The 25,702-nt window shown below is 68.9% G+C and carries 18 protein-coding genes; 6 read left to right on the top strand and 12 right to left on the bottom strand.

Features of this window, described 5'->3' with window-relative positions; translation table 11 throughout:
- Window positions 1-39: 39 nt before the first annotated feature.
- Genes PI990_RS13280 through copI form a run of 3 tightly spaced genes read right to left on the bottom strand, consistent with a single transcriptional unit; the run spans window position 40 to window position 2,955 of the window.
- Window positions 40-741, bottom strand: coding sequence for a copper resistance protein B (locus PI990_RS13280; RefSeq protein ID WP_271660902.1), 702 nt, complete (start codon window positions 739-741; stop codon window positions 40-42).
- Window positions 728-2,410, bottom strand: a complete 1,683-nt coding sequence (locus PI990_RS13275) for a copper resistance system multicopper oxidase (RefSeq protein WP_271660901.1) — start codon at window positions 2,408-2,410, stop codon at window positions 728-730. The genes PI990_RS13280 and PI990_RS13275 overlap by 14 nt, the downstream gene beginning before the upstream one ends.
- The gene (gene copI, locus PI990_RS13270) at window positions 2,407-2,955 is read right to left on the bottom strand and encodes a copper-resistant cuproprotein CopI (protein ID WP_271660900.1); all 549 of its coding nucleotides are present in this window, start codon (window positions 2,953-2,955) and stop codon (window positions 2,407-2,409) included. The genes PI990_RS13275 and copI overlap by 4 nt, the downstream gene beginning before the upstream one ends.
- A gap of 144 nt (window positions 2,956-3,099) precedes the next feature.
- Between copI and PI990_RS13265 the strand changes: the two genes are divergently transcribed.
- A complete protein-coding gene (locus tag PI990_RS13265; protein WP_271660899.1) occupies window positions 3,100-3,780 on the top strand; it encodes a heavy metal response regulator transcription factor in 681 nt (226 codons plus the stop codon).
- Window positions 3,780-5,117, top strand: a complete 1,338-nt coding sequence (locus PI990_RS13260; RefSeq protein WP_043241571.1) for a heavy metal sensor histidine kinase — start codon at window positions 3,780-3,782, stop codon at window positions 5,115-5,117. Before PI990_RS13265 ends, PI990_RS13260 begins: the two co-directional genes overlap by 1 nt.
- Here the strand turns inward: PI990_RS13260 and PI990_RS13255 are convergent.
- Both PI990_RS13255 and PI990_RS13250 read right to left on the bottom strand, forming a co-directional pair.
- A complete protein-coding gene (locus tag PI990_RS13255) occupies window positions 5,106-7,151 on the bottom strand; it encodes a WG repeat-containing protein (protein ID WP_271660898.1) in 2,046 nt (681 codons plus the stop codon). The two genes, PI990_RS13260 and PI990_RS13255, sit on opposite strands and share 12 nt — an antisense overlap.
- Before the next feature lie 137 nt (window positions 7,152-7,288).
- Entirely contained in the window at window positions 7,289-8,032 is a 744-nt protein-coding gene (locus PI990_RS13250; protein ID WP_271660897.1) for an SDR family oxidoreductase, read from the bottom strand.
- 392 nt (window positions 8,033-8,424) lie between these two features.
- On the opposite strand from PI990_RS13250, the gene PI990_RS13245 reads away from it, so the two are divergent.
- Window positions 8,425-9,429, top strand: coding sequence for a TRAP transporter substrate-binding protein (locus PI990_RS13245; RefSeq protein ID WP_271660896.1), 1,005 nt, complete (start codon window positions 8,425-8,427; stop codon window positions 9,427-9,429).
- Window positions 9,430-9,435: 6 nt separating this feature from the next.
- On the opposite strand, the gene PI990_RS13240 is transcribed toward PI990_RS13245, so the two are convergent.
- Window positions 9,436-10,635, bottom strand: coding sequence for a CynX/NimT family MFS transporter (locus tag PI990_RS13240; RefSeq protein WP_271660895.1), 1,200 nt, complete (start codon window positions 10,633-10,635; stop codon window positions 9,436-9,438).
- The gene (locus PI990_RS13235) at window positions 10,622-11,083 is read right to left on the bottom strand and encodes a nucleoside deaminase (RefSeq protein WP_271660894.1); all 462 of its coding nucleotides are present in this window, start codon (window positions 11,081-11,083) and stop codon (window positions 10,622-10,624) included. The genes PI990_RS13240 and PI990_RS13235 overlap by 14 nt, the downstream gene beginning before the upstream one ends.
- A 105-nt stretch (window positions 11,084-11,188) precedes the next feature.
- Between PI990_RS13235 and PI990_RS13230 the strand changes: the two genes are divergently transcribed.
- Window positions 11,189-12,046 carry a LysR family transcriptional regulator gene (locus PI990_RS13230; RefSeq protein ID WP_271660893.1) on the top strand — a complete coding sequence of 286 codons (858 nt, stop codon included), beginning with the start codon at window positions 11,189-11,191 and terminating at the stop codon, window positions 12,044-12,046.
- 176 nt (window positions 12,047-12,222) lie between these two features.
- Here PI990_RS13230 and PI990_RS13225 read toward each other — a convergent pair whose 3' ends face one another.
- The 4 genes from PI990_RS13225 to PI990_RS13210 form a co-directional block, all read right to left on the bottom strand.
- On the bottom strand, window positions 12,223-13,710 hold the full coding sequence (locus tag PI990_RS13225) for an efflux transporter outer membrane subunit (RefSeq protein WP_271660892.1): 1,488 nt from the start codon (window positions 13,708-13,710) through the stop codon (window positions 12,223-12,225).
- Window positions 13,707-16,814 (bottom strand): efflux RND transporter permease subunit, encoded by a 3,108-nt coding sequence (locus PI990_RS13220; protein ID WP_271660891.1) that lies wholly within the window; start codon window positions 16,812-16,814, stop codon window positions 13,707-13,709. Before PI990_RS13220 ends, PI990_RS13225 begins: the two co-directional genes overlap by 4 nt.
- A gap of 121 nt (window positions 16,815-16,935) precedes the next feature.
- Window positions 16,936-20,028, bottom strand: a complete 3,093-nt coding sequence (locus PI990_RS13215) for an MdtB/MuxB family multidrug efflux RND transporter permease subunit (protein ID WP_271660890.1) — start codon at window positions 20,026-20,028, stop codon at window positions 16,936-16,938.
- Window positions 20,025-21,317 carry an MdtA/MuxA family multidrug efflux RND transporter periplasmic adaptor subunit gene (locus PI990_RS13210; RefSeq protein WP_373874017.1) on the bottom strand — a complete coding sequence of 431 codons (1,293 nt, stop codon included), beginning with the start codon at window positions 21,315-21,317 and terminating at the stop codon, window positions 20,025-20,027. Before PI990_RS13210 ends, PI990_RS13215 begins: the two co-directional genes overlap by 4 nt.
- Before the next feature lie 233 nt (window positions 21,318-21,550).
- Here PI990_RS13210 and PI990_RS13205 point away from each other — a divergent pair, with 233 nt between their 5' ends.
- Together PI990_RS13205 and PI990_RS13200 are read left to right on the top strand one after the other, a co-directional pair.
- Complete coding sequence (locus tag PI990_RS13205) at window positions 21,551-22,981, top strand: TldD/PmbA family protein (protein ID WP_271660889.1); 1,431 nt, start codon at window positions 21,551-21,553, stop codon at window positions 22,979-22,981.
- Window positions 22,981-24,318 (top strand): TldD/PmbA family protein, encoded by a 1,338-nt coding sequence (locus PI990_RS13200; RefSeq protein ID WP_271660888.1) that lies wholly within the window; start codon window positions 22,981-22,983, stop codon window positions 24,316-24,318. The genes PI990_RS13205 and PI990_RS13200 overlap by 1 nt, the downstream gene beginning before the upstream one ends.
- A 142-nt stretch (window positions 24,319-24,460) precedes the next feature.
- On the opposite strand, the gene PI990_RS13195 is transcribed toward PI990_RS13200, so the two are convergent.
- Window positions 24,461-25,405: a transposase gene (locus tag PI990_RS13195; RefSeq protein ID WP_271657778.1), complete on the bottom strand. Its 945-nt coding sequence runs from the start codon at window positions 25,403-25,405 to the stop codon at window positions 24,461-24,463.
- Window positions 25,406-25,702: the final 297 nt, after the last annotated feature.

Raw genomic sequence — 25,702 nt, 5'->3', positions numbered from 1 at the left:
ACAGGCCGCCACCCGCCGCGAAACCCGCGCGGCGCCCGCTCAGAACCAGGCGCGCAGCCCCACCACCCAGGCCCCCTCCTCGTCCGCCTCGCCCTCCTGTCGCAGCCAATCGCCGCTGCGCCCATAGGTGCGCTCCCACTCGTAGCCGACGTAGGGCGAGAAGTCCGGCGCCAGCCGCCAATGCAGGCGCAGCCCGGTCTCCAGCGTACTGCCACCAGCGCCGCGCCCCAGGTCGTGGTCGTCGGCCAGGGCCAGGTCGTATTCCAGGCGCGGCTCCAGCACCAGGCTGCGGGTCAGCAGCAGCTCGTACTCCGCCTCCAGGCGCAGGGAGGGGTCGCCCCGCTCGCTGAGGAACAGGTTCGCCTCCACCTCGAACCACTGCGGCGCCAGGCCCTTGATGCCAAGCACCCCGTAACTGCGCGAAGGCCCCGGCTGGTCGTCGTAACGCAGCCCCGCCTGCCAGTCGAAGAAGTCGCTGACCATGCGCCGATAGAGCAGCTGCGTCTCGCTGTCCACGGTCGGCCCGCCGGCATCGCGCACGCCTTCGTTCTTCAGCACCAGCTTGTGCAAGTCGGTGCCGTACCAGCCCTCCGCCTCCCAGGCCAGCTGGGCGTCGTCGCCGTGGAAACGGCTCTCCAGGCGATCGAAGCCGAAGTAGCCGACGGGCATGGCGTCCATGTCCATCGCCAGCGCCGCCGGGCTGGCCAATGCCGCCAGCAATCCCCACTTAATGCTGCGCATGAGCGGCCTCCCCCTTGCTGTCCATCTCCATCGCGTCGCCCAGGGAACGGCTGCTGCCGTCGGGCGCCTCGACAATCACCTTGCGGAACATGCCGCTGGCCATGTGGTAGATCAGGTGGCAGTGGAAGGCCCACTCACCGATGGCGTCGGCCGGCACATCCACTTCCAAGGTGCTGCCGGGCGCCACGTTCACCACATGCTTGAGCGGGTTGAGCCGCCCGTTGCCCTTGTCCAGCTGCATCCACATGCCATGCAGGTGCATGGGGTGGTTCATCATCGTCTGGTTGACGAAGCGGAAGCGCACCCGCTCGCCGTAGCGCAGGCGGATCGGCTCGGCCTCCGAATACTTCACCCCGTCGAAGGACCAGAAGTAGCGCTCCATGTTGCCGGTCAGCTTGAGCTCGATGGTGCGGTCCGGCGCGCGGTAGCGGGCGTCCGGGCGCATCGCCTTGAGGTCACCGTAGACCAGCACCCGCCCGCCCTCGGCCTCCGGCGCCACGCCGCTGCCCGGCGCGTAGTCGGGGTTGCCCGCCGGCGCCGATGGCATCCCGTGGCCCATTGCGGCGTGGTCCATCCCGGCCATGGTGCTGTGGTCCATGCCTGCCATGTCACCCATATCCCCCATGTCGTGGGCCATGCCCATGTCGGCCATGGTCAGGCGGCGCGGCGCGCCCAGGGGCGGCACCTCGCCGGCCATCCCCTCGCGCGGCGCCAGGGTGGCGCGCACCAGGCCGCGCCGGTCCATGGATTCGGCCAGCAGCGAATAGGCGCGGTCCTCGGTCGGCTGCACGATCACGTCATAGGTTTCCGCCACCGCCATGCGCAGGCGGTCCACCGTCACCGGCAACACGTCGTTGCCGTCAGCCTGCACCACGGTCATCGGCAGGCCGGGAATGCGCAGGTCGAAGTAGCTCATGCCCGAGGCGTTGATCAGGCGCAGGCGCACCCGCTCGCCGGGCTTGAACAGCGCCGTCCAGTTCTGTTCGGTGTCGCGGCCGTTGACCTGGAAGCGGAAGCCGCTGACATCGGCGATATCGGTCGTCGACATGCGCATGTCGCCCCAGGCCCAGCGGTCCTTCAGCGTCGCCCAGACGCCATCGCGAGCGGCATCGCGGAAGAAATCCCCGATGGTCAGCTTCTGGTCGTTGTAGTACTCGGCGTCCTTCTTCAGGTTGGCCAGGGTGCGTTCGGGCTTCTCGTCCTGCCAGTCGAACAGCATCACCGTGTATTCGCGGTCGTAGCGGTACGGCTCGCGGGCCCGGGGCTCGATGACCAGTGGCCCGTACAACCCCTCCTGTTCCTGGAAGTCGCTGTGGGCGTGGTACCAGTAGGTGCCCGACTGCTGCAGGCGGAAGCGGTAGGTGAAGGTCTGCCCGGGCTTGATGCCGGGGAAGCTGATGCCCGGCACGCCGTCCTGGTCGTAGGGCAGGATGATCCCGTGCCAGTGCAGCGAGGTGTCGCGGTCCAGGCGGTTGGTGACGCGGATCTCCACCTCCTCGCCCTCCTTGAAGCGCAACTCCGGGGCGGGGGACTGGCCGTTGATGGTCAGCGCCGGCCGGCGGCCATCGCTCAGCTCGACCTGCCCCTCATCGATCACCAGGTCATAGCTGCCACCTAGGGCGTTGGCGGCCAGGGCCAGCAGCCCCGCGCCGATCAGCACCCGCTTCATGGCGTGACCTTGAGGCTGCCCACCATCCCCGCCTGGTAATGGCCGGGGATGTTGCAGGCGAACTCCAGCCCGGTGGTGGCGCTGAAGGTCCAGGTCAGCTCGGCGGTCTTGCCCGGCTCCACCAGCACGCTGTTGGGGTCGTCGTGCTTCATCATCGCGCCATGGTCCATGCTGGCCATGTCGTGGCCCATCTTGCTGTGGTCCATCTGGCCCATGTCGTGGTTCATGCCGGTGGGGGTGAGCATGCCCATCTGCTGCATCTGCAGCATTTCCTTCTGGTGCGCCGCATGCATGGCGGCGTCGCCCAGGTTGAACTCATGCAGCAGGCCGCCCGTGTTCTTCAGCACGAAGCGCACCGTCTCGCCCGCCTTCACCTCCAGGCTGGCCGGCTCGTAATACATGTCGCCGAGGGTGATCTCCACGGTGCGATCGGCCTCGGCGGCCTTGCCCGGGTGACCGAAGGCGTAGCCGCCGGCTGGGGTGCCGGCCAGTACCGGCAGGCTGAAGGACAGGCCCAGGGCCAGGGCGATGAGAGAGGATTTCATAAGGCGCTCCTTGAGTGACGATGACGCCACCTTAAGCACCCCAGGCTGGCGCCTGGCTGACCGCGACATTACAACTTTGTCAGCTTGCGCCACCGACAGCCGCCGGCGCGGTATAAAGCAAGCGTTCCCCGCTACGAGTACTCCATGAAACTCCTGATCGTCGAAGACGAACCCAAGACCGGCCACTACCTGCGCCAGGGCCTGGGCGAAGCCGGCTTCCTCGCCGACCTCGCCAGCGACGGCATCGCCGGCCAGCACCTGGCCCTCACCGGTGACTACAACCTGGTGATCCTCGACGTCATGCTCCCCGGCCGCGACGGCTGGCAGGTGCTGCGCGCCCTGCGCGAGGCCGGCCTGGAGATACCCGTGCTGTTCCTCACCGCCCGCGACGCCGTGGAAGACCGCGTGCGCGGTCTGGAACAGGGCGCCGACGACTACCTGGTCAAGCCCTTCGCCTTCGCCGAACTGCTGGCCCGGGTGCGCACCCTGCTGCGTCGGGGCGCCACCGGCCAGCAGGACACCAGCCTGCAACTGGCCGACCTGCGCCTCGACCTGCTGCGCCGCCGGGTGGAACGCGACGGCCAGCGCATCGACCTCACCGCCAAGGAATTCGCCCTGCTGGAACTGCTGCTGCGCCGCCACGGCGAGGTGCTGCCCAAGTCGCTGATCGCCTCGCAGGTCTGGGACATGAACTTCGACAGCGACACCAACGTCATCGAGGTCGCCATCCGCCGCCTGCGCGCCAAGGTCGACGACGCCTGGCCGACCAAGCTCATCCACACCGTGCGCGGCATGGGCTACGTGCTCGAGGCGCGGGACGCCTGATGCGCCGCCTGTCCCTCGGCGCCCGCCTCAGCCTGCTGTTCGCCGCCTGCACCGCCGCCGTCTCGCTGATCGCCGGCCTGCTCTTCGACCGCGCCAGCGCCGCGCACTTCGTCGAACTCGACCAGCAACTGCTGGCCGGCAAGGTCGAGGTGTTCCGCAGCATCCTCGGCCCGGCGCGCAACGCCGAAGCCATCGGCCGCCATGCAGACGAGCTGCGCACCGAGCTGGAACGCCACCCCGACCTGGCCCTGCGCATCCTCGGCGCCGACGGCGAACCCTGGTTCGACAGCCAGGCCGTCTCCGGCGCCGGCCATGACCGCCACGGCGACACCGCCTGGCGCCGCTTCGACGCGCCCCTGGAACCGCAGCGCGCGCAATCGCCCCGGCTGGAACTGCGCCTGGACATCACCCACCACCAGCACTTCCTCGAACGCATGCAGCGGCTGATCTGGCTCACCGTCGGCCTCAGCGCCCTGGCCACCGCCCTGCTCGGCGCCTGGGCCGTGCGCAGCGGTTTGCGCCCCCTGCGGCGGATGACCGAAGTCGCCGCCGGCGTCTCCGCCAGCTCGCTCACCACGCGCCTGGCCGACGACCGGCTGCCCGCCGAGCTGGCCGGCCTCACCCAGGCCTTCAACGCCATGCTCGGCCGCCTCGACGACGCCTTCCAGCGCCTCTCGGCCTTCTCCAGCGACATCGCCCACGAGCTGCGCACGCCGCTGTCCAACCTGCTCACCCAGACCCAGGTCACCCTCGCCCAGCCCCGTGACGGCGACGCCTACCGCGAAGCGCTGCACTCCAACCTCGAAGAGCTGCAGCACCTGGCGCAGATGGTCAACGACATGCTGTTCCTGGCCAAGGCCGAGCACGGCCTGCTCGCCACCCGCCTGGAGCCCCTGCAGCTGGGGGCCGAGCTGGACGCGATGGCGGAATTCTTCGCGCCCCTGGCCGAGGATGGCCAGGTCACCCTCAGCCGCCAGGGCGACGCCCGCCTGCCGGCCGACCGCGCCCTGCTGCGCCGTGCCCTGTCCAACCTGATCGACAACGCCCTGCGCTTCACCCCGGCGGGCGGACGCATCCAGCTCCTGGTGCAGCAGGACGCCGGCCAGGTGCGCCTGGAAGTGGCCAACGACGGCACCCCGATCCCCGCCGAACTGCTGCCGCGGCTGTTCGACCGCTTCTTCCGGGGCGACCCGGCGCGCCGTGAAGGCCAGGCGGAGCACGCCGGCCTCGGCCTGGCCATCACCCGCTCCATCGTCCACGCCCACGGCGGCGCCATCCGCTGCGAATCAGCCGGTGGCTGGACGCGCTTCGTGCTGGAGTTCCCGCTAGCGCCCTGAGTCAAGGCCGGCGGGCTGGCAGTCGTAGCTCAGCAGCACATCCACGCCCCAGGCCTGCCAGCAGGACGCCTCCAGCACATAGGTCGAGCCGTTGAAGCGCCAGTCGGAGACCCCCTGCCCCTGGTCCGCATACAGGCGCACCGGCACATGGCCCTGGCTCAGCGGCCCGCTCACCGCGCCGAGCATGCCCTGCCCTTCCAGCAGCAGCTGCGGCTCGCCTGGGTCATTCACCGCGAACAGCCAAAGGGCGTTGCTGCGCTGCACGTTCTGCGACACCAGCACGCCCGGCCGGCCTTCGCCCAGGTCGACCCGGCCGAACCCCAGGCTCGCCTTGCCCCAGCCATCGCCCATGTCCTCGTCTTCGGGCGAGTAGTTGCCCGACTGCGCCACCTGTTGACGCAGGCGCTGCTGCAGCGCCTCCGGCACCTCGCCCGGGAGTTCCGGCAAGGCCATGCCGCCTTCCGAAGCCACCGGCTGCGCCCAGCGCGGGTCGCTCAGTCCCTCGTCCAGCAGCGCCCGCTGGCAGCCGGTGTCGGCCTTGCAGGCCCGCAAGCGCGCCAGCCAGGCATCGAGGGCAGCGGACCACTGCAGGATCGAGCGCTCCGGCGCCAGGCTGCCGTGCAAGCGCACCGCCATCTGCTGCGCCTTCGCCCGCAACTGATCGTCCACACACAGGCCCGCCCAGTCACCGCCCTGCCCCTCCAGCGCCACCCGCCGTTCTTCTGGCGACAGGTAGTTCGCACCGTTCAGCATGCAGGGCAGGAAAGGCAGCGGCCCCGGCAACTGCTCCAGCTGCGGGTCGGGGAAATGGCGCGCCAGCAGCTCGTCGTAACGGGCCAGCACCTGCCCGCTGCGGTCGATCAGCGCCTCGACGCTGCGCTCGTAGGGCAGCGGCAGGGTCACCACCGCCCGCCCCTCATCGAAATCGTCGATCACTGCCGGGTAGCTCGGGGCGATCACCCAGGCTCCCTGGTGATCGATAAAGCCCCACAGGTGATTCTGCGACGAACGCGCCGCCGCCAGGCCCTCGTGGAAGCCGTGGGCATCCTCGAAATCCCCCGGCAGCGGGTAGCTGCCGTCCACCGCCATGAAACGCACCGTGCTCGGCGACTGCACCTGCCCCAGGTTCTCCCCGGTGGGCAGCCGCACCGGCAGCAGGCCCTCGCGCAGGCTCAGGTCGAGCGGCTCGCTGTACAACCTAGGCGCCGGGCCGAACAGCAGCTTCGCCTGCTCATCCAGCAGGCCCCAGCCCCAGGGCCCGTCCGTCGCCATCACCCGCACGCCTTCGTTCAAGGGGTGCACACGGGTGATCTGCAGGTGCAGCCACTCGCTGAACAGCGCCGGCAGGTCCAGTTCCAGGGGCGGCACCGCCTCCAGCGCCTGGGCGCAATCGCCCAGCGGGTGCTGTGCATCGGCCCCCGGCACCGGCAGCCGCCCATCCGCCGGCAGGCGCCCGAGGGCGCGGGCGGAACGGGTCTCCAGCACCCAGGTATTGCAACGGCCGGCCGCGCTGGCCCCCAGTTCCTGGCGCACCCCGGCGCTGTCCATCATGAAATTGCCCCGGCCGCCATCGGGCGCCGCCAGGGTCTGGCCGCCACGGTAGTCACGGAGGAAATACAGCCCCTCGACCAAGGGGAACGCCGGCTTGCCATCCAGGCCCAGGTAGCCACAGAAGCGCCGCTCGGCCTCCTCGCGGCAAACCATCGCCCGACCTTCGACAAAGGGCCGTGCAATGCTCAGGCCGGGCGCCACCAGCACCCGCCCCGCGTCATCGGCATAGCCCCAGAGCTCGTCGCGCTTGAAGGCGAAGCGCCCGGCCTGCAACCCGCCGCCCACCTGCTGGAACAGCTGCGGCACCTGCAGCGCCCCCTTCGCCGTCACCAGCATGCAATCGCCACCCAGACGCTGGTCGACCGCCTCGTTGGCGCTCGACCAACGCATGCCGCAGAGCAGCTGCGACGCCGCCTCGGCAGCGCCCGTGCCGCCCATCATCAGCGCCAGGCCCCACAGCAGCGCCTTGCTTCCCTTCACCATGCAACCACTCCCTGCACCCCGTATCGATCGACCACCCGCCGCGCGCTCAATGACGAGCGGCAGCGAATATTGCGGCGCGACTGTACAGGGCTTGCCGGGGTTTTTCCTCGCTTTGCTGAAAGGGCAGGCAGGTCAGCTCAGACGATGCCGCCGTTGACCCGCAGCGTCTGGCCGTTGATCCAGCCGCCCTCCTCGCTGGCGAGGAAGGCCACCACCCCGGCGATGTCTTCCGGCTGGCCGAGGCGCTGCAAGGGCGCCAGGTTGGCCAGGCGCGCCACGGTTTCCGCATCCTTGCCGTCGAGGAACAGCTCGGTGGCGGTCGGCCCCGGCGCTACGCAGTTGACGGTGATGCCGCGGCCGCGCAGCTCCTTGGCGAACACCCGGCCCATGGCCTCCACCGCCGCCTTGGAGCCGGCATAGGCGGCGTAGCCCGGCAGCGCCAGGCCCACCACGCTGGTGGAGAAGTTGACGATCCGCCCGCCGTCGCGCAGGCGCTGCGCGGCCAGCTTCATGGTGTTGAAGGCGCCGCGGGTGTTGACCGCGAAGATCCGGTCGTACAGCGCCTCGCTGGTATCGGCCAGGTCCACCAGGCCGGGCTGGATGATCCCGGCGTTGTTCACCAGCACATCGACCCCGCCGTACTCCAGCTCGGTCTGGTCGAAGAGCACGGCCACCGCCGCCGGGTCGCTGACGTCCGCGAGGATGGCGTACGCCCGGCCTCCGGCCTGGATGATCGAGCGCACCACCTGTTCGGCGGCCTCGGGACGGGCGGCATAGTTGACGACGATCTGGAAGCCGTCGGCGGCGAGGCGTCGGGCGATGGCGGCCCCTATCCCTCGGGAGGCGCCCGTGACGATTGCGGTTCTGGCAGGGTGCGGCATGGATTCCCTCCGGGAGGCCACGGCGACTTCAGGCAGGCCGGGCCTCCACTGGGTATAGCTGGCGGGGTCGCGGCCGTGATGCCGGTCATCCGCCAGGGGCGCCGTCGACGCAGCCAGCCGACGACACGTCACCCGCGCCACCGGCTATTTGCCAGAACTGAGCAGTGCTCCGCTCATTGGAGCGGCCGCTCTGGGAGATAATCGGCGGTCCGTCGCAGTCGATGGCCACCCGCCAGCCCCCTGCCCGAAACCGCCCCGGCAAACTGCCGAAGCGGGAACTACCATAACGACAAGGCCGTAGCCGGACGCCCCCGATGGGCGCCACTGCGCCTGCCGCCCTCGCTAACCCGCGAAGGTGCACTTATCTGCCCGATAACAAGAAAGGGACATCAATGATCAAGAAGTACATCGCCGTCCTGGCCTGCGCACTGACTCTGCCCACCGGTTTCGCCGCCGCTGCGGAGGAAGCCCCCATTACCCTGCGCTTCTCCCACGTGGTGGCCGACGACACGCCCAAGGGCCAGGGCGCGCTCCTGTTCAAGAAGCTGGTGGAAGAGCGCCTCGGCAACCAGGTGAAGGTGGAGGTCTACCCCAACTCCACGCTGTTCGGCGACGCCGACGAGCTGCAAGCCCTGGCGGACGGCAAGGTGGACCTGCTGGCCCCATCGCTGGCCAAGTTCGACCAGTACACCAAGCAGCTGCAGATCTTCGACCTGCCCTTCCTGTTCGACGACCTCGAAGCCGTCAACCGCTTCCAGAAGCGCGCCAAGGGCCGCCAACTGCTGCGCTCCATGGAAGACAAGGGCATCATCGGCCTCGCCTACTGGCACAACGGCATGAAACAGATGTCGGCCAACCGCGCCCTGCACACACCGGCCGACGCCCGCGGCCTGGCATTCCGTATCCAGGCCTCCGGCGTACTCGAGGCGCAGTTCGCCCAGCTCGGCGCCAAGGCCGTGCCGATGCCCTTTGCCGAAGCCTTCGCGGCGCTGCAAAGCGGCAAGGTGCAGGGCACCGAGAACACCTGGTCCAACCTCTACAGCCAGAAGATCAACACCGTTCAGCCCTTCATCATGGAAACCAACCACGGTGTGCTGGACTACATGCTGGTGAGCAACGCGCGCACCTGGTACGCCATCCCGCACAAGACCCGCACCGAGCTGGAAGCCATCATCGATGAGGTCACCTTTGCGGTGAACCACGCCGCCGAGCAGCAGAACCAGGCCGACCGCCAGCGCATCCAGAGTAGCGGCAAGACCCAGCTGGTCTCCCTCAGCCCCGAGGAACGCCAAGCCTGGCGCACCGCCATGCAGCCGGTGTGGGAGCAGTTCACCCCCGAGATCGGCGCCGACATCGTCAAGGCCGCGCAGGTCGTCAACCGCAAGCAGTCGCAGTAACCCGCCTCAGGCCCGGGCCGGCACTTCGCCGCCCGGCGCCATCCCATAGCTGGCCGGGCTGAACACCCGGGTCAGCGCCAGCATCGCCAGCACCATCACCACCAGCACCACCCAGGCGCTGGTGAAGCTGCCCGTCACTTCCCGCAGCCAGCCCGTCAGCCAGGGCGACACCGCATTGATCAGGAAGCCGATGCCCTGCACGAAGGCTGCCAGTTGCCCCGCTTCGCGCGGGTCACGGCGATGGTCGAGGGTGAGGATCAGGCTCAGCGCAAAGCACGCGCCCAGGCCGAAGCCGATCAGCGCCACCCACAGCAGGGTCAGCTGCTGCGGCATCCACACCAACCCGGCGAAGCCCACCGCCTGGGCCACCAGGCACAGCGTCAGCAGCGGGCGGCGGTCCACGCTGCGTTGGGCCAGGGCCGGCATCACCAACGCGGCCAGCACCTGGAACACCGTCATGAAGGCCAGCAGGGAGCCGCTGCGGGTCGGGCTCCAGCCCAGTTGCTGATAGAAGGCCGGCAGCCAGGCCACCATGCTCATGTAGCCGCAGTTGATCAGCCCGAAGTACAGCGCCAGCGTCCAGGCGCGGCGGTCTCCCAGCAACCTCGGCCCGCCGCCCGCCACGCGCGGTGCCGCGCTGCCCGCCATGGGCAGCCACAGCCACAACGCCCAGGCCAGGGCCGCCGGCACCAGCCAGAAGCCCAGCCCCGCCTGCCAGTGGCCGAAATGCCCGGCCAGTACCGGGCTGAGCAAGGCCGACAGCCCGCCACCGCTCATCAGCGACGCCGAATACAGCCCCATGGCCAAGGCCACGCGACCGGCGAACTGGCGCTTGATCACCGCCGGCACCAGTGCCTGGATCAGCGCCACGCCGATGCCACCCAGCAACGCCGTACCCAGCAGCGCGCCGCCCTGGTCGCACAGCCAGCGGGCCAGGCAGGCACCGAAGATCAACGCCAGCCCGATGGCCACGCCACGTCGCTCACCCAGGCGCGCTTCCAGGCGCACCGCCGCCAGGGCCACCAGGCCCATGCAGATCACCGGCAGCGTGGTCAGCAGCGCCGTGCCCTGGAAGCTCAAGCCGGTGGCCGCGCGGATCTCGCCCAGCAGCGGGCTCACCGAGCCAAGAATCGGCCGCAGGTTCAGGCCCAGGGCCACCAGCAGCAGCCAGGCGACCAGCGGGGTGCGGGTTTCAGCCTTGCGCATGCAGGTCCTTCCAGCGCTGGTAGAGCGTGGTGGCGCCCGCCTGGGGCAGGTGCCGCACCGGCAGGCGCTGCTGCGCCAGGGGCAGCGCCAGCTGTTGGTAGATGGCGGCGGTGGAGAGGCCGAAGGGCTCGCCCTCTTCGTTGGCGATGGCGAACACCGCGCGGCTCACCCCGCTCAGGTGCATGGCGGCCAGGCACATCGGGCACGGCTGGCCGCTGGCGTAGATCACGCAGCCCTCCAGGCGCGGGCCCAGGCTCTGGCTGGCGGCACGCATGGCCAGCAACTCGGCGTGGGCGGTGGGGTCGCCGCTGAGGTGGATCTCGTTCACCGCCTCGGCCAGTACGTCACCGTCCTTCACCAGCAGCGCGCCGAAAGGCCGGCCGCCGCGTTCGACGTTGGCGCGGGCCAGCTCCACCGCCCGCTGCAGGAATGCCTGGTCATCCGTCATGGAAATCGCTCCGAAGGTGAGGAAAACCTGCGGATTATGTCCAGCCGGCCAGGTATTCTGAAATTAAATATGACCATGCAAACCAGTGGCAGAGGGCATGACTCCATGTTCGACCCGCAACTCCTGCGCAGCTTCGTGGCAGTGGCCGACTGCGGCAACTTCACCCGCGCCGCCGAGCGCCTGCACCTCACCCAATCCACCGTCAGCCAGCAATTGCGCCGCCTGGAAGACGACGCCGGCTGCCGCCTGCTCGACCGCAGCCAGCGCCGCGTGGTGGCCACGGTCGAAGGCGAGCGCCTGCTGGGCTATGCGCGGCGCCTGCTCGCCCTGCAGGAAGAGGCGCGCGACGCCATGGGCGACCTGGAAAGCGCCGGTGTGCTGCGCCTGGGGGTGCCCGAGGACTTCGCCGCCGAACGCCTGATGCCGCTGCTGGCCGCCTTCGCCGCCAACCACCCCGGCACGCGCCTGGAGGTCACCAGCGGCCTCGGCCCGGACCTGCGCCGTGCCTGGCAGGGGGGTGAGTTCGACCTGCTGCTGGTCAAGCAGATGGGCGACAGCGACGACTGCCTCGCCTCCTGGCCGGAGCCCATGGGCTGGTTCGACAGCCGCGACAACCCGGTGCTGGGCCGCGAGCCCCTGCCCCTGGTGGCCTTCCCCGCCGGCGGCCTGTACCGCAACGAGATGCTCCACGGCCTCGACGTGCAGGGCCGCCGCTGGCGCATCGCCTATTCCAGCGCCAGCCTCGCCAGCGTCTGCTCCGCCGTCGCCGCCGGCCTCGGCATCAGCCTGCTGCCCCTGCGCATCGCCACCACCCAGCACCGCGTGCTCGACGCCAGCAGCGGCCTGCCCGACATCCAGGGCGTACGCCTCGCCCTCTACAGCCGCCCCGGCCAAGGCAGCGCCGGCCGCGAGCTGGAAGAGCGCCTGGTCAGGCTTCTCAGCCCGGATGGCGCAGACCTGTAGGGGCATCCGCGACAAACCCACCTTCCCGTGGCGTAGGGTGGATGGCGCTCTTTTCATCCACCGAGCGAAGCCGATCCCATGCACAGAGGCATTGGGTCACCGCACAACAGCATGGGTTTCGCTTCGCTCTACCCATCCTACGGGCAGGATGCAGGGCAACGCGCCAGCCGCCCCGCTCAGGGCGCCGGCTGCCCTTCGTCGTCGGAATCCACCTGCTCCAGCCGGGCCTGTTCCCAGCCGCCACCCATGGCGGCGATGAGCTGGACGCTGGCGGTGAGGCGAGTGCCGGTGAGGCTGAGCACGGTGCGTTCGTTGGACAGGGCGGTGGCCTGGCTGGAGACCACGCTGCTGTAGTCCTGCAGGCCGGCCTTGTACTGGTTGGTGACCAGGCGCAGGGCCTCGCGGGCGGACTCCAGGGCCTCCTGCTGCACGCCGCTCTCCTCTTCCAGCACGCTGAGCTGGACCAGGTAATCCTCCACCTCGCGGAAGCTGTCGAGCACGGTCTGCCGGTAGCTGGCCACGGTCTGGTCGTAGCTGGCTTCGGCCTGGTCGACCTGGGAGCGGATCAGGCCGCCGTCGAACAGGTTGAGGGCGAACTCGGGGCCGATGGACCAGAAGCGGTTCGGCGTGCTGATCCAGTCGCTCAGGCCGCCGCTGCGGTAGCCGCCGGTGGCACTGAGGTTGAGGCTCGGGTAGTAGGCGGCCTTGGAAACGCCGATCTGCGCGTTGGCGGCGATCACCTTGCGCTCGGCCGAGGCCACGTCCGGGCGGCGCTCCAGCAGCTGCGAAGGCACCAGCGCCGGCACCTGGGGCAGGCTTGGGACGCTGTCCACCTCGGCCAGGTCGAACTCGGCCGGCGGCACGCCGATCAGCACGGCGATGGCGTTCTCCAGCTGCGCGCGCTGGTACTTGAGGTCGATGGCCTGGGCCTGGGTGCTCTTCAGCTGGGTGCGCGCCTGGGCCACGTCGGCGCGGGTGACGATGCCGGCGCGGAACTGGTTCTCGGTGAGTTTCAGCGAGCGCTCGTAGGCCTGCACCGTGGCATCCAGCAGGCGCTTCTGCGCGTCCATCACCCGCAGTTGCAGGTAGTTCTGCGCCAGCTCGGACTGCTGGCTCAGACGCACGGCGGCGAGGTCGGCGGCGCTGGCCTGCATGCTCGCGCTGTCGGCTTCCAGCTGGCGGCGCAGCTTGCCCCAGAGGTCCAGCTCCCAGCTCACGCCGAGGGTGGCGCTGTAGCTGTTGGAGATGCCGCCGCTGCCGCCACTGGTGACCGTGGAGCCATCGGACAGGCGCACGGTGCTGCTGCTCCCGCCCTGGCCGGAGCGGGTCTTGCTGGCGTTGGCGCTCACCGAAGGGAAGAACGAGGCACGCGCGCCACGGGCCAGCGCCTGGGCCTGGCGGAACTGGGCGACGGACTGCGCCAGGGTCTGGTTGGAGGTTTCCAGGCGCTTTTGCAGGTCGTTGAGGGTGGCGTCGCCGTACAGCTCCCACCAGGCGCCACGGGCCAGGGCATCGGCGGGCGCGGCGGCCTTCCAGCCTTCGGCGTGCTTGAAGCGGGCGGGCACGGCATGGTCGGGCTGCTGGTAATCCGGCCCGATGGCACAACCGGCCAGGGCGATGGCCAGGGCCAGCACCGGGAAAAGACGGCGGGTTTGCGGACTCATAGCGGTGTCTCCAGCGAAGCGTCGGTACGCACGCCGCGCCAGCGGTTGAAGCGATGGCGCAGGCGGTCGAGGTACAGGTAGACCACGGGGGTGGTGTAAAGGGTGAGGATCTGGCTCAGCACCAGGCCGCCGATGATGGTCACGCCCAGCGGCTGGCGCATCTCCGCGCCCTCGGCGCCGCCGATCAGCAGCGGCACCGCACCGAGGATGGCGGCCAGGGTGGTCATCAGGATCGGCCGCAGGCGCAGCAGGCAGGCGCGGTGGATCGACTCCGCCGGCGACAGGCCCTCGTTGCGCTCCAGCTGCAGGGCCAGGTCGATCATCAGGATGGCGTTCTTCTTGACGATGCCGATGAGCAGGAACAGCCCCAGCAGCGAGATCAGGCTGAACTCGCCGCCCAGCAGCTGGATGGTCAGCAGCGCGCCCACCCCCGCTGACGGCAGCGTCGAAAGGATGGTCAGCGGGTGGATGTAGCTCTCATAGAGAATGCCCAGCACCAGGTACACCAGCACCAGCGCGGCGAGGATCATCCACGGCTGGTTCTGCTGGGTGTCGGCGAAGGCGTCGGCGGTGCCGCCCAGGCGCGCGACCACGGCGCTGGGCATGCCGATGGCCGCCACCGCCTTCTCGATGGCCACGGTGGCCTGGTCCAGGCTCACGCCCGGCGCCAGGTCGAAGGAGATGCTCTCCGAGGCGAACTGGCCCTCGTGGTTGACCCGGTCCTCCTCCAGGCTGCGCTCGTAGCTGGCGAAGCTCGACAGCGGCACGCGCTGGCCGTCGGCGGTGATCACCTGCACCTGTTCGAGGGTGGCCGGGTCCTGGGCGTATTTCGGGTTGACCTCCATCACCACCTGGTACTGGTTGAGGCTGTCGTAGATGGTGGAGATCTGCCGCTGGCTGTAGGCGTTATTGAGCACCGCCGTGACCATGTTCATGTCGATGCCCAGGCGCTTGGCCGTCTCGCGATCCACCTTCAGGGTCACCTGCTGGGCGCCCTCGCCTTCCTTCGCGTCGATGGCGGTGAGCTCCGGCAGCGACTTCAGCGCCGCAGTCACCTGGGGCAGCCAGGTGCGCAGGTCGCCCAGGTCCTCGGCCTGCAGCACGTACTCGTACTGGGAGCTGCGCTGCTCGCGGGAGCCGCCGGTCATGATGTCCTGGTCGGCCATCAGCATCAGCCGGCCGCCGGGCACCAGGGGCATCTCTTTGCGCAGGCGCTCGATGACCTTCTGCGCCGACAGCTTGCGCTCCTTGATCGGCTTCAGGCGCACGATCATGAAGGCGTTGTTGATGCCACCGCTGCCACCGATGAAGCCGGCGACGCTCTCCACCGCCGGATCCTTGAGCACGGCGCGGCGGAAGATCTCCATCTTCGGCTGCATCACGCTGAACGACAGGCCGTCGTCGCCACGGATGAAGCCGATCAGCTGCCCCGTGTCCTGCTGCGGCAGGAAGGTCTTGGGCACGATCACGTAGAGCGCGACGTTGAGGCCAATGGTGATGAACAGGCTGAGCAGGGTCAGGCGCGGGTGGCGCAGGGCCCAGCCGAGGGTCACGTCGTAGAGCCGGGTCATGCGCTCGTGGATGGCCTCGCTCCAGCGCTGCATGCGGCTGTCCTTGTCCGGCACGTGGGGCTTGAGCCAGCGCGCGCAGAGCATCGGGGTCAGCGTCAGCGACACCAGCAGCGACACCAGGATGGCCGCCGCCAGGGTCAGGGAGAACTCGCGGAACATGCGGTCGATGATGCCGCCCATGAACAGGATGGAAACGAACACCACCACCAGCGACAGGTTCATCGACAGCAGGGTGAAGCCCACCTCGCGGGTGCCCTGCAGCGCCGCCTTGAACGGCGGCATGCCGTCGTTGATGTGCCGCGAGATGTTCTCCAGCACCACGATGGCGTCGTCCACCACCAGTCCGGCGGCGAGGATCAGCGCCATCAGCGACAGCACGTTGAGGGAGAAACCGAACAGGTACATCACCGCGAAGGTGCCCACCAGCGACACCGGCACCGCCAGCGCCGGGATCAGCGAGGCGCGCAGGCTGCCGAGGAACAGGTAGACCACCAGTATCACCAGCACCACGGCGATCAGCAGGGTGCGCTCGGCCTCGTGCAGGGTGGCGCGGATCACCGGCGAGCGGTCCATCGCCTGGTTCAGCTTGACGCTGGCCGGCAGCACCGCCTGCAGGGTCGGCAGCTGCGCCTTGATGCTTTCGATGGTCTCGATGATGTTGGCGCCGGCCTGGCGGTTGATCACCAGCAGCACCGCGTTCTCGTCGTTGAAGAAGCCGCTGTTGTAGCGGTCTTCCACCGCATCGCGGACCCGTGCCACATCGCCCAGGCGCAGGGCCGAGCCCTCCTGGTAGCGGAGGATCAGCGGCGCGTAGTCGGCGGCCTTCTCCAATTGGTCGTTGGCGCCCACCTGCCAATGCCGCGCGTCATCCTCCACCGCGCCCTTGGGGCGGCGCTGGTTGGCGGCGGCGATGCGGCTGCGCACGTCGTCCAGGGACAGGCCGTACTGGTTGAGCAACTGCGGCTCCAGCTCGACCCGCACCGCCGGCAGCGAACTGCCACCGATCTGCACCTCACCCACGCCCTTAACCTGGGACAGGCTCTGGGCCAGGATGGTCGAGGCCAGGTCGTACAGCTGGCCCTTCTCCAGCACATCGGAGGTCAGCGACAGCACCATGATCGGCGCCTGGGACGGGTTGACCTTCTTGTAGGTGGGCAAGCTGCGCATGCCGCTGGGCAGCAGGTTGCGCGAAGCGTTGATCGCCGCCTGCACATCGCGGGCGGCGCCGTTGATGTCACGGTCCAGGTCGAACTGGATGATGATCCGCGTCGAGCCCTGGCTGGTGCGGCTGGTCATCTGGGTGACGCCGGACATGGTCCCCAGCGAACGCTCCAGCGGCGTGGTCACGCTGGACGCCATGATCTCCGGGCTCGCCCCGGGCAGGCTCGCCTGCACCGTGATCACCGGAAAATCCATCTGCGGCAGCGGCGACACCGGCAACAGCCCGAAACTCATGCCGCCCAGCAGCATGATGGCCAGGCTCAGAAGCATGGTGGCGACGGGGCGGTGGATGAACGGGGCAGAGAGGTTCATGGCTGAACGCAGCTCCAAGCGGCAAGCTTCAAGCCGCAAGAAAAGAGCAGGCCAACACCGGCCTCATCAGCCGCACACGACCACTTGCAGCTTGTGGCTTGCGGCTTGCCGCTGACGCCCATCACACCACCTCCCCGGTGGCCTGGCGGTTCCAGCGCCGCGACAACCGATCGAAGGCGAGATAGATCACGGGCGTCGTGAACAACGTCAGCACCTGGCTGACCAGCAAACCACCGACCATCACCAGGCCCAGGGGCTGGCGCAGTTCGGCGCCGGAGCCGGTGGCGAGCATCAGTGGCACGGCGCCGAAGAGCGCGGCCAGGGTGGTCATCAGGATCGGCCGGAAGCGCAGCAGCGCGGCCTGGTAGATGGCGTCCTCGGGGCTCATGCCCTGGTGGCGTTCGGCCTCCAGGGCGAAGTCGATCATCATGATCGCGTTCTTCTTGACGATACCGATCAGCAGGATGATGCCGATGATGGCGATCAGGCCCAGGTCGTTGCCCGAGAGCAGCAGCGCCAGCAAGGCGCCGACGCCCGCCGAGGGCAGCGTGGAGAGGATGGTCACCGGGTGGATGTAGCTCTCGTAGAGCACGCCCAGGACGATGTACATGGTCACCACCGCCGCCAGGATCAGCAGCAGCGTGCTCGACAGCGAGGCCTCGAAGGCCGCCGCCGCACCCTGGAAGCGGGTCTGGATGCCTTCCGGCATGCCGATTTCCTGCTGCACCCGCTCGATCGCCGCCACCGCCTCGCCCAAGGCGACGCCGGGGGCCAGGTTGAACGACAGGTTCACCGCCGGGAACTGGCCGATGTGGTTGATCGCCAGCTCCGTCTGCCGCTCCTCGATGCGCGCCAGGGTGGCCAGCGGCACCTGCACGCCGTCGGTGCCGGCGACGCGCAGCTGCTGCAGCGCCTGCGGGCCGATGCGGTCGCCAGTGGCGGACTCCAGCACCACGCGGTACTGGCTGGCCTGGGTGAAGATGGTGGAGATCTGCCGCTGGCCGAAGGCGTCGTAGAGCGCGTCGGTGATGGCGGAAATCTCCACCCCCAGGCGCCCGGCCATGTCGCGGTCGATGTCCAGGTACACCTGCAGGCCCTTGTCCTGCAGGTCGCTGGCCACGTCCGAGAGTTCCGGCTGCTGGCTCAGCGCGTCCACCAGCTTGCCGGTCCACTCGCGCAGCAGGTCGGCGTCGGGGGACTCCATGCTGAACTGGAACTGGGTGCGGCTGACCCGGTCCTCGATGGTCAGGTCCTGCACCGGCTGCAGGTACAGGCGGATGTCGCTGAGCTTGTCCAGTTGCGGCTGCAGGCGCTGGATCACCTCGCTGGCGGTGAGGTCGCGCTCGCCATGGGGCTTGAGGTTGATCAGCATGCGCCCGCTGTTGAGGGTGACGTTGTCGCCGTCGACGCCGATATAGGACGTCAGGCTGGCCACCGCCGGGTCCTTCAGCACCAGCTCGGCGAGGCGCTGCTGGCGCTCGCTCATGGCGCGGAACGACACCGATTGCGGCGCCTCGGTGATGCCCTGGATCACGCCCGTGTCCTGCACCGGGAAGAAGCCCTTGGGCACCGCCAGGTAGAGCACCACGGTCAGGCCCAGGGTGGCGACCGCCACCAGCAGGGTCAGCGCCTGGTGGCGCAGCACCCAGCGCAGGCCATGGGAATAGCGTTCGATCATGCCGTCGATGAAGGCGCCGCTGACGCGGTAGAAGCGGCCCTGCTCCTTCTCTTCCGGCTCGGGCTTGAGCAGCCGCGCGCACATCATCGGCGTCAGGGTCAGCGACACCACCAGGGAAATCAGGATGGCCACCGCCAGGGTGATGGCGAACTCGCGGAACAGCCGCCCCACCACATCGGCCATGAACAGCAGCGGGATCAGCACGGCGATCAGCGAGAAGGTCAGGGAGATCAGGGTGAAGCCGATCTGCCGGGCGCCCTTGAGCGCGGCCTCCAGCGGCGTGGCGCCCTCCTCCAGGTGGCGGGCGATGTTCTCCAGCATGACGATGGCGTCGTCCACCACGAAGCCAGTGGCGATGGTCAGGGCCATCAGCGTCAGGTTGTTCACCGAGAAGCCGGCCAGGTACATCACCCCGAAGGTGCCCACCAGGGACAGCGGCACGGCGATGGACGGGATCAGCGTGGCGCTGACCCGGCGCAGGAACAGGAAGGTCACCATCACCACCAGGGCGATGGCGATCAGCAGCTCGTGCTGCACGTCGGTGACCGAAGCGCGGATGGTCTGGGTGCGGTCGGTGAGCACCACCACGTCCAGGCCCGCCGGCAGGTTGGCGGTCATCTTCGGCAGCAGCTCCTGGATGCGGTCCACCACTTCGATGACGTTGGCGCCGGGCTGGCGCTGGATGTTCAGCAGCACCGCCTCGTTCTGGTTGGCCCAGGCGGCCAGGCGCTCGTTCTCCGCACCTTCGGCGATCTCGGCGACGTCCTTCAGGCGCAGCGCCGCGCCGTTCTGGTAGGCGAGGATGAGGTTGGCGTATTCCTCCGGCGACTTCAGCTGGTCATTGGCGTCCAGCATCGAGGTGCGCGTCGGGCCGTCGAAGTTGCCCTTGGGCTGGTTGACGTTGGAGGCGCTCACCAGCGAGCGCACGTCGGACAGGTTCAGGCCGTTGGCGGCGAGCGCCTCCGGGTTGACCTTGATCCGCACCGCCTGGCGCTGGCCGCCGGCGATGCTGACCATGCCGACGCCACTGATCTGCGACAGCTTCTGCGCCATGCGCGTGTCGACCAGGGTGTGCAGCTGCGGCAATGGCAGGGTCTTGGAGCTCACCGCCAGGGTCAGCACCGGGGTGTCGGCCGGGTTGACCTTGTTATAGACGGGGGGCGCCGGCAGGTCGTTGGGCAGCAGGTTGTTGGCCGCGTTGATGGCCGCCTGCACCTCCTGCTCGGCCACGTCCAGCTGCACCTCCAGGCTGAAGCGCAGGGTGATCACCGAGGCGCCGCCGGAGCTGGTGGACGACATCTGCGTCAGCCCCGGCATCTGCCCGAACTGGCGCTCCAGCGGCGCGGTCACGGCGCTGGTCATCACATCCGGGCTGGCGCCCGGGTACAGGGTCATGACGCGGATGGTCGGGTAGTCCACTTCCGGCAGCGCCGAAACCGGCAGCAGGCGGTAGGCGATCAGGCCGGCGAGGAGGATCGCCAGCATGCTCAGCGTGGTGGCGACCGGCCGCAGGATGAACAGGCGGGAGATGTTCATACGCCGCCTTTTTCAGCCTTGCCGCCCTTCTCGGCGCCCTTGTCCGCGCCTTGCAACTGCTCGCTGGGCTGGGTCGGCACCTGGTCGCTGTCGTGCACCACTTCCACCTCGCTGCCGTCGCGCAGGCGGTCGGTGCCTTCCAGCACCACGCGCTCGCCGACCTTGAGCCCGGCCTTGATCACGGTGCGCTCGCCATCGCTCGGGCCGGTTTCCAGGGCCTGCACGCGCACCTTCTTGTCGCCGTCCATCACGTAGGCGAAGGTGCCCTGGCTGCCGAACTGTACGGCGGCGGACGGGATCAGCACCGACTGCTTCAGGGTGTCGGCCAGCAGGCGCACGTTGACGAACTGGTTGGGGAACAGCGTCTCGTCCTCGTTGGCGAAGCGCGCCTTGAACTTCAGGGTGCCGGTGGCGGTGTCGATCTGGTTGTCCAGGCTCTGCAGCACACCCTCGGCCTGCTTCAGGGTGTCGCCACGGTCCCAGGCTTCCACCGCCAGGGCATTGCCCGCGCGGAAGCGCGTGACCACCGCCGGCAGCTGGTTCTCCGGCAGGGTGAAGGTGACGCTGATGGGCTTGGTCTGGGTGATCACCACCAGCGGCGTGGTGTCGCCGGAGCTCACCTGGTTGCCCAGGTCCACCTGGCGCAGGCCCACGCGGCCGGACACCGGGGCGCGCACCTGGGTGAAGCTGAGGTTGAGCTTGGCATCGGCCACCGCGGCCTGGTTGGCCTTCACCGTGCCCTTGTACTGGCCCACCAGGGCTTCCTGGGTGTCCAGGGTCTGCTTGGCGATGCTGTCCTCGGCGTACAGGCCGCGGTAGCGCGCCAGGTCGATCTCGGCGTTCTTCAGCTGCGCCTGGTTCTGCAGCAGCGTGCCCTCGGCCTGCTGCAGCGCCACCTCATAGGGGCGCGGGTCGATCACCGCCAGCAGGTCGCCGGCCTTCACCTGCTGGCCTTCCTCGAAGGCCAGCTTCATCACCTCGCCGTTGACCCGGCTGCGCACGTTCACCGTGTTCAGCGAGGTCACCGTGCCCAGTGCCTTGTAGAACACCGGGAAGTCACCTTCGCTGGCGGCCGCCACGCGCACCGGCACCGGCCCACCGAACGCGCCGAAGCCCGGGCGCGCCATGCCGGCGGGGCCGGGTCGGGTGCGGGTCGCCTCCCCTTCCGGGTGCTTGGACGAGGCCGGCCAGAACCACCACACCAGCGCCACCAGGGCGGCCAGGCAGAGGGTGATGATCAGCCAGTTGCGGGAAGGACGGGGGCGCGAGTCTTGTATCGAGGACATGATTCAGGGTCGGTCTGTGCGAGAGCGTGCACGATAAGCACTCGGCGCCCATAGGCAAAGTCTCTTTACCGCCTATTTACCCATTCCTTACCGCAGCGATGGCGCGCCCTTGAGCGGTGGCGGCCCTTGGCGGCTCCCTGCGCAAATGTCACATCTCCTTTCCGCGCCCGCTCTTGTCCATGAAGCCGCCCCGCGCGACCATGCGCGCTTGCCTTGCCGATGATTGGGAGCGCCCCGTGTTCGAACGACTCAAGCAGCAGTTCTCCACCCTGCGCAGCCGCGCCGACTTCCACGCCCTGCGCATCGTCCGCCAGAGCGGCGAGCACTGCCGGGTACGGCGCAATGTCGCCGAGCCGCCGTTCTTCTCCAGCGACCTGGGCGCCATGCTCAGCGTGCGCATCGATGGCGTCGAAGCCTATGCCGCCACCAGCGACCTCAGCACCGAAGGCCTGCAGCGCGCCCTCGACCTGGCCGAGGCCCGCGCCCGGCTGATCGCCCCGCACAACCTGGTGGACGCCCGCGTCGCCCCGCCCCAGGGCCGCGCCGAGTACCGCTCCCCGGGCCTCGACACCCCGCTGCCCGGCATCGCCGAGCGCATCGAGCTGCTGCGCGAGGAGTCCGCCGCGGTGCCCGCCGACCCGCGTCTGGTCAACTGGACGCTGCTGCTCAGCGTCAACCGCCACGAGCAGCTCTACCTCAACAGCGCCGGCGCCGAACACTGGCAGGAACTGCAGTTCGTCTACCCCGGCGCCAGCGTCACCGCCTTCGACGGCCACGACAGCCAGACCCGCAGCTTCGGTGGCTACCACGGCGGCCAGCAGGGCGGCGCCGAGGTCATCCGGCGCCTGGGCCTGCGCGGCTCGGCGCCCCGCGTGGCCGACGAGGCGCTGCAGCTGCTGCTGGCGCCCAACACCCCGGAAGGCCCCCGTGACCTGCTGCTGATGCCCGAGCAGATGATGCTGCAGATCCACGAATCCATCGGCCACCCGCTGGAGCTGGACCGCATCCTTGGCGACGAGCGCAACTACGCCGGCACCAGCTTCATCCGCCAGGAAGACTTCGGCCACTACCAGTACGGCTCGGCGCTGCTCAACGTCAGCTTCGACCCGGGCATCCCCGAGGAGCTGGCCAGCTACGGCCACGACGACGACGGCAGCGCCGCGCAGAAGACCCTCCTGATCGAGAAGGGCCTGCTCCTGCGCCCCCTCGGCGGCGCCCTCTCGCAGCAACGCAGCGGCTTGCCGGGCGTGGCCAACAGCCGCGCCTGCAACTGGAACCGCGCGCCCATCGACCGCATGGCCAACCTCAACATCGAGCCCGGCGACCAGCGCCTGGAGCAACTGGTCGGCGGCATCGAGCGCGGCATCCTGATGACCACCAACCGTTCCTGGTCCATCGACGACGCGCGCAACAAGTTCCAGTTCGGCTGCGAATGGGGCCAGCTCATCGAAAACGGCGAGCTCAAGGGCGTGGTGAAGAACCCCAACTACCGGGGCATCTCCGCCAGCTTCTGGCGCAGCCTCGCTGCGGTGGGCGACGCCAGCACCTTCGAGGTGCTCGGCACGCCCTTCTGCGGCAAGGGCGAGCCCAACCAGGTGGTGCGGGTGGGCCATGCCTCACCCGCCTGCGTGTTCAGCCAGGTCGACGTATTCGGAGGTGCCGCCTGATGAGCGTCCATATCGACTCCCGCGAAGCCGGCTTCGCCGCCCTCGCCGACTCCCTGCGCCAGGCCATGCGCCCCGGCGAGGACTTCACCCTCTGGTACAGCGCCGAGGAATCCGACTTCATCCGCTTCAACCACGCCCGCGTGCGCCAGGCCGGCCATGTGTCCCAGGCCGGCGCCACCCTGCAGCTGATCGCCGCCGAGCGCCAGGCGCAGATGGCCGTCACCCTCTCCGGCCAGCCGGACGAAGACCGCCAGCGCCTGGCCGACGGCCTCGAACGCCTGCGCGCGGTGATCGGCCAGCTGCCGCCCGACCCCTACCTGATGCCCGACCGCACGCCCTGGCAGCGCCGCCATGTCGACAGCCAGCCGCTGCCCGACCCGGCCGCCGTGCTGCCCTGCATCAGCGCCGCCGCCGAAGGCCTGGACATGGTCGGCATCTACGCCGCCGGCCCGCTCTACCGGGGCTTCGCCAACAGCTGGGGTGCCTTCGGCTGGCACAGCGCCCACTGTTTCAACTTCGACTTCAGCCTGTTCCACGCCAACGGCCAGGCGGTGAAGGCCGACTACGCCGGCCAGGGCTGGAACGATGAGGAATTCCTCCGCCGCTTCGCCGCCGCCCGCGCCCAGCTGGAGCACCTGGGCAAGCCCCTGCGCATCCTCGCCCCGGGCGGCTACCGCGCCTACATCGCCCCGGCGGCGCTGGAGGAGATCACCGGCATGCTCTGCTGGGGCGGCTTCTCGGCCCGCGCCCTGGCCAGCAAGGAAAGCCCGCTGCAACGCCTGGACGACGGCGCCCGCTTCAGCCCGTTGCTGGGCCTGCACGAGCAGGTGGCCGGCGCCCTCTCGCCGCCCTTCACCGCCGAAGGCTCGCCGCGCAGCGATGTCGCGCTCATCCAGGAGGGTCGCCTCACCGACCGCCTGGTGGGCTCGCGCAGCGCCCGCGAATACGGCCTGCCCGGCAACGGCGCCAGCGGCGACGAAAATCCCCTGGCCCTGGTGATGGACGCCGGCACCCTGCCCGAAGCCGACGCCCTCGCCGCCCTCGGCACCGGGCTCTACATCGGCAACCTCTGGTACCTCAACTGGTCCGACCTGCCCGCCGCCCGCATCACCGGCATGACCCGCTTCGCCACCTTCTGGGTGGAGGACGGCCGCATCCAGGCGCCGGTCAGCACCATGCGTTTCGACGACAGCCTCTTCGACCTCCTCGGCGACCAGCTCGAAGCCCTCACCGCCGAACGCCAGCTGCGCCTCTCCGCCAGCACCTACGACGAACGCCAGACCCTCTCCTCCCTGCTCCCTGGCGCCCTGGTCAAGCGCCTGCAGCTCACGCTATAGCGCCACACTCCCCCGTAGCCCGGGCTTCAGCCCGGGAGCGGGCTTCACCCGCCCTACGGAGCCGACCGGTCGGCCCTGGCACGCCCCGTAGGAGCGAGCTCTGCTCGCGAAGCTGTTGCCGGAACCCGTGGGAGATTCTATGTCAACCAGCCGTAGCGTCCCGGTGTCGGTACGGCTGTTGGCTGGTCATCAGGGCAAAAGCGATTCTGGCCAGTTTCCGGGCGAGGATCGTTAGGGCCTCGGTCTTCTTCAAACCCCGCTGCAAATAAGCTTGATAGCGTTCCTTCCAGGCGGCTGTGCGACTGGCGGCCATGGCGGCGTTATGCAGTAGCCGTCGTATCTCCGGATCCCCCTGCTTGGTCAGCTTGCGCCGGCCGATGTAGCGCCCCGATTCCCTGACCCGGACATCCAGCCCGAGAAAGGCGATGAACGCATCGCTACTGCGGAAGGTGCCCCGTAGGAAGGCCAGGTTCAGCGCGGCAGCGGTGATCGGGCCAACCCCTTCGATCTCCTGGCAACGTTGTGCCTGCGCGCTCAAACCGGCCTCTTTCAGCGTGGATTGCAGCGCTGCGTTAAGCGTCCGCTCCAGGTCTTTCATCTGCTGCAGGACGGGCTTCAATGCCTCCGCCAATTGGCGATCCTGGGCGAAGCTCAGGCGCAGAGCCGTCGTTACTCGCACCAGGGTGGCGCGACGGTGCAACAGGGCCTGCAGCTTGCGGTACAGGCGGCTCGGCGGCGCCCAGGGGTGCAACTGCTTCTGTTCATGAGCCAGGTAGCGGGCCAGCAGACGGGCATCGCTCAGGTCGTTCTTGACCCGGCCACCGATGCCTTTGCGGTAGTTGCTCAGGCGGTAACCATCGATCACGTAGACCCTGTGGCCACGTTTGTGCGCCAGCGTGGCGACGGCAACGTGGTAGGTGTTGGTGGCTTCGATGGCCAGGCTGCAACCTGCAGGCAGGCTCTTGAGCCAGGTGGCGATAGCGTGCGGTTCATTGATGAGCTCTCTGGCTTGCTCCAGATCTGCTCGATACAGACTCAGACTGTCTTTGGCGACATCGATACCGATTACGGTGCTCTGCATTGTCATGACGAACTCCCAGGGCCAAGATGGAATGACCTGTCGGGGGCTCACGATGGCGCAGGCTTGCAGATATGGTCGGTCTCGGGGGCGGACCTGAGCCGATGGATTCCTTATCGGCGCTTGCAGTGAGGTGAGGAGCGGGAGAAATCTCCCACGGTCTGGCTTGCAGAAGCGATTTCGCTCCCTCCGCCCCCCGACAGGTTCCACCCTAGGACATACAAGCGAATTCATTCGCGATGAAACATCCGCCCACTCGCAGCCCGGTGCCGGCGGTGAACCCTTCGCGGCTGAAGCCGCTCCCAC

Source organism: Pseudomonas sp. TUM22785 (genome assembly GCF_028198105.1).
GTDB classification, from domain to species: domain Bacteria; phylum Pseudomonadota; class Gammaproteobacteria; order Pseudomonadales; family Pseudomonadaceae; genus Metapseudomonas; species Metapseudomonas solani.
This window is presented reverse-complemented; position numbering and strand designations above follow the sequence as displayed.

What these genes read in the sequence shown, in the direction of transcription:
- PI990_RS13280 (WP_271660902.1), bottom strand. Translation starts at nt 741, where the DNA reads ATGCGCAGCATTAAGTGGGGATTGCTGGCGGCATTGGCCAGCCCGGCG.
- PI990_RS13275 (WP_271660901.1), bottom strand. Translation starts at nt 2,410, where the DNA reads ATGAAGCGGGTGCTGATCGGCGCGGGGCTGCTGGCCCTGGCCGCCAAC.
- copI (WP_271660900.1), bottom strand. Translation starts at nt 2,955, where the DNA reads ATGAAATCCTCTCTCATCGCCCTGGCCCTGGGCCTGTCCTTCAGCCTG.
- PI990_RS13265 (WP_271660899.1), top strand. Translation starts at nt 3,100, where the DNA reads ATGAAACTCCTGATCGTCGAAGACGAACCCAAGACCGGCCACTACCTG.
- PI990_RS13260 (WP_043241571.1), top strand. Translation starts at nt 3,780, where the DNA reads ATGCGCCGCCTGTCCCTCGGCGCCCGCCTCAGCCTGCTGTTCGCCGCC.
- PI990_RS13255 (WP_271660898.1), bottom strand. Translation starts at nt 7,151, where the DNA reads ATGGTGAAGGGAAGCAAGGCGCTGCTGTGGGGCCTGGCGCTGATGATG.
- PI990_RS13250 (WP_271660897.1), bottom strand. Translation starts at nt 8,032, where the DNA reads ATGCCGCACCCTGCCAGAACCGCAATCGTCACGGGCGCCTCCCGAGGG.
- PI990_RS13245 (WP_271660896.1), top strand. Translation starts at nt 8,425, where the DNA reads ATGATCAAGAAGTACATCGCCGTCCTGGCCTGCGCACTGACTCTGCCC.
- PI990_RS13240 (WP_271660895.1), bottom strand. Translation starts at nt 10,635, where the DNA reads ATGCGCAAGGCTGAAACCCGCACCCCGCTGGTCGCCTGGCTGCTGCTG.
- PI990_RS13235 (WP_271660894.1), bottom strand. Translation starts at nt 11,083, where the DNA reads ATGACGGATGACCAGGCATTCCTGCAGCGGGCGGTGGAGCTGGCCCGC.
- PI990_RS13230 (WP_271660893.1), top strand. Translation starts at nt 11,189, where the DNA reads ATGTTCGACCCGCAACTCCTGCGCAGCTTCGTGGCAGTGGCCGACTGC.
- PI990_RS13225 (WP_271660892.1), bottom strand. Translation starts at nt 13,710, where the DNA reads ATGAGTCCGCAAACCCGCCGTCTTTTCCCGGTGCTGGCCCTGGCCATC.
- PI990_RS13220 (WP_271660891.1), bottom strand. Translation starts at nt 16,814, where the DNA reads ATGAACCTCTCTGCCCCGTTCATCCACCGCCCCGTCGCCACCATGCTT.
- PI990_RS13215 (WP_271660890.1), bottom strand. Translation starts at nt 20,028, where the DNA reads ATGAACATCTCCCGCCTGTTCATCCTGCGGCCGGTCGCCACCACGCTG.
- PI990_RS13200 (WP_271660888.1), top strand. Translation starts at nt 22,981, where the DNA reads ATGAGCGTCCATATCGACTCCCGCGAAGCCGGCTTCGCCGCCCTCGCC.
- PI990_RS13195 (WP_271657778.1), bottom strand. Translation starts at nt 25,405, where the DNA reads ATGACAATGCAGAGCACCGTAATCGGTATCGATGTCGCCAAAGACAGT.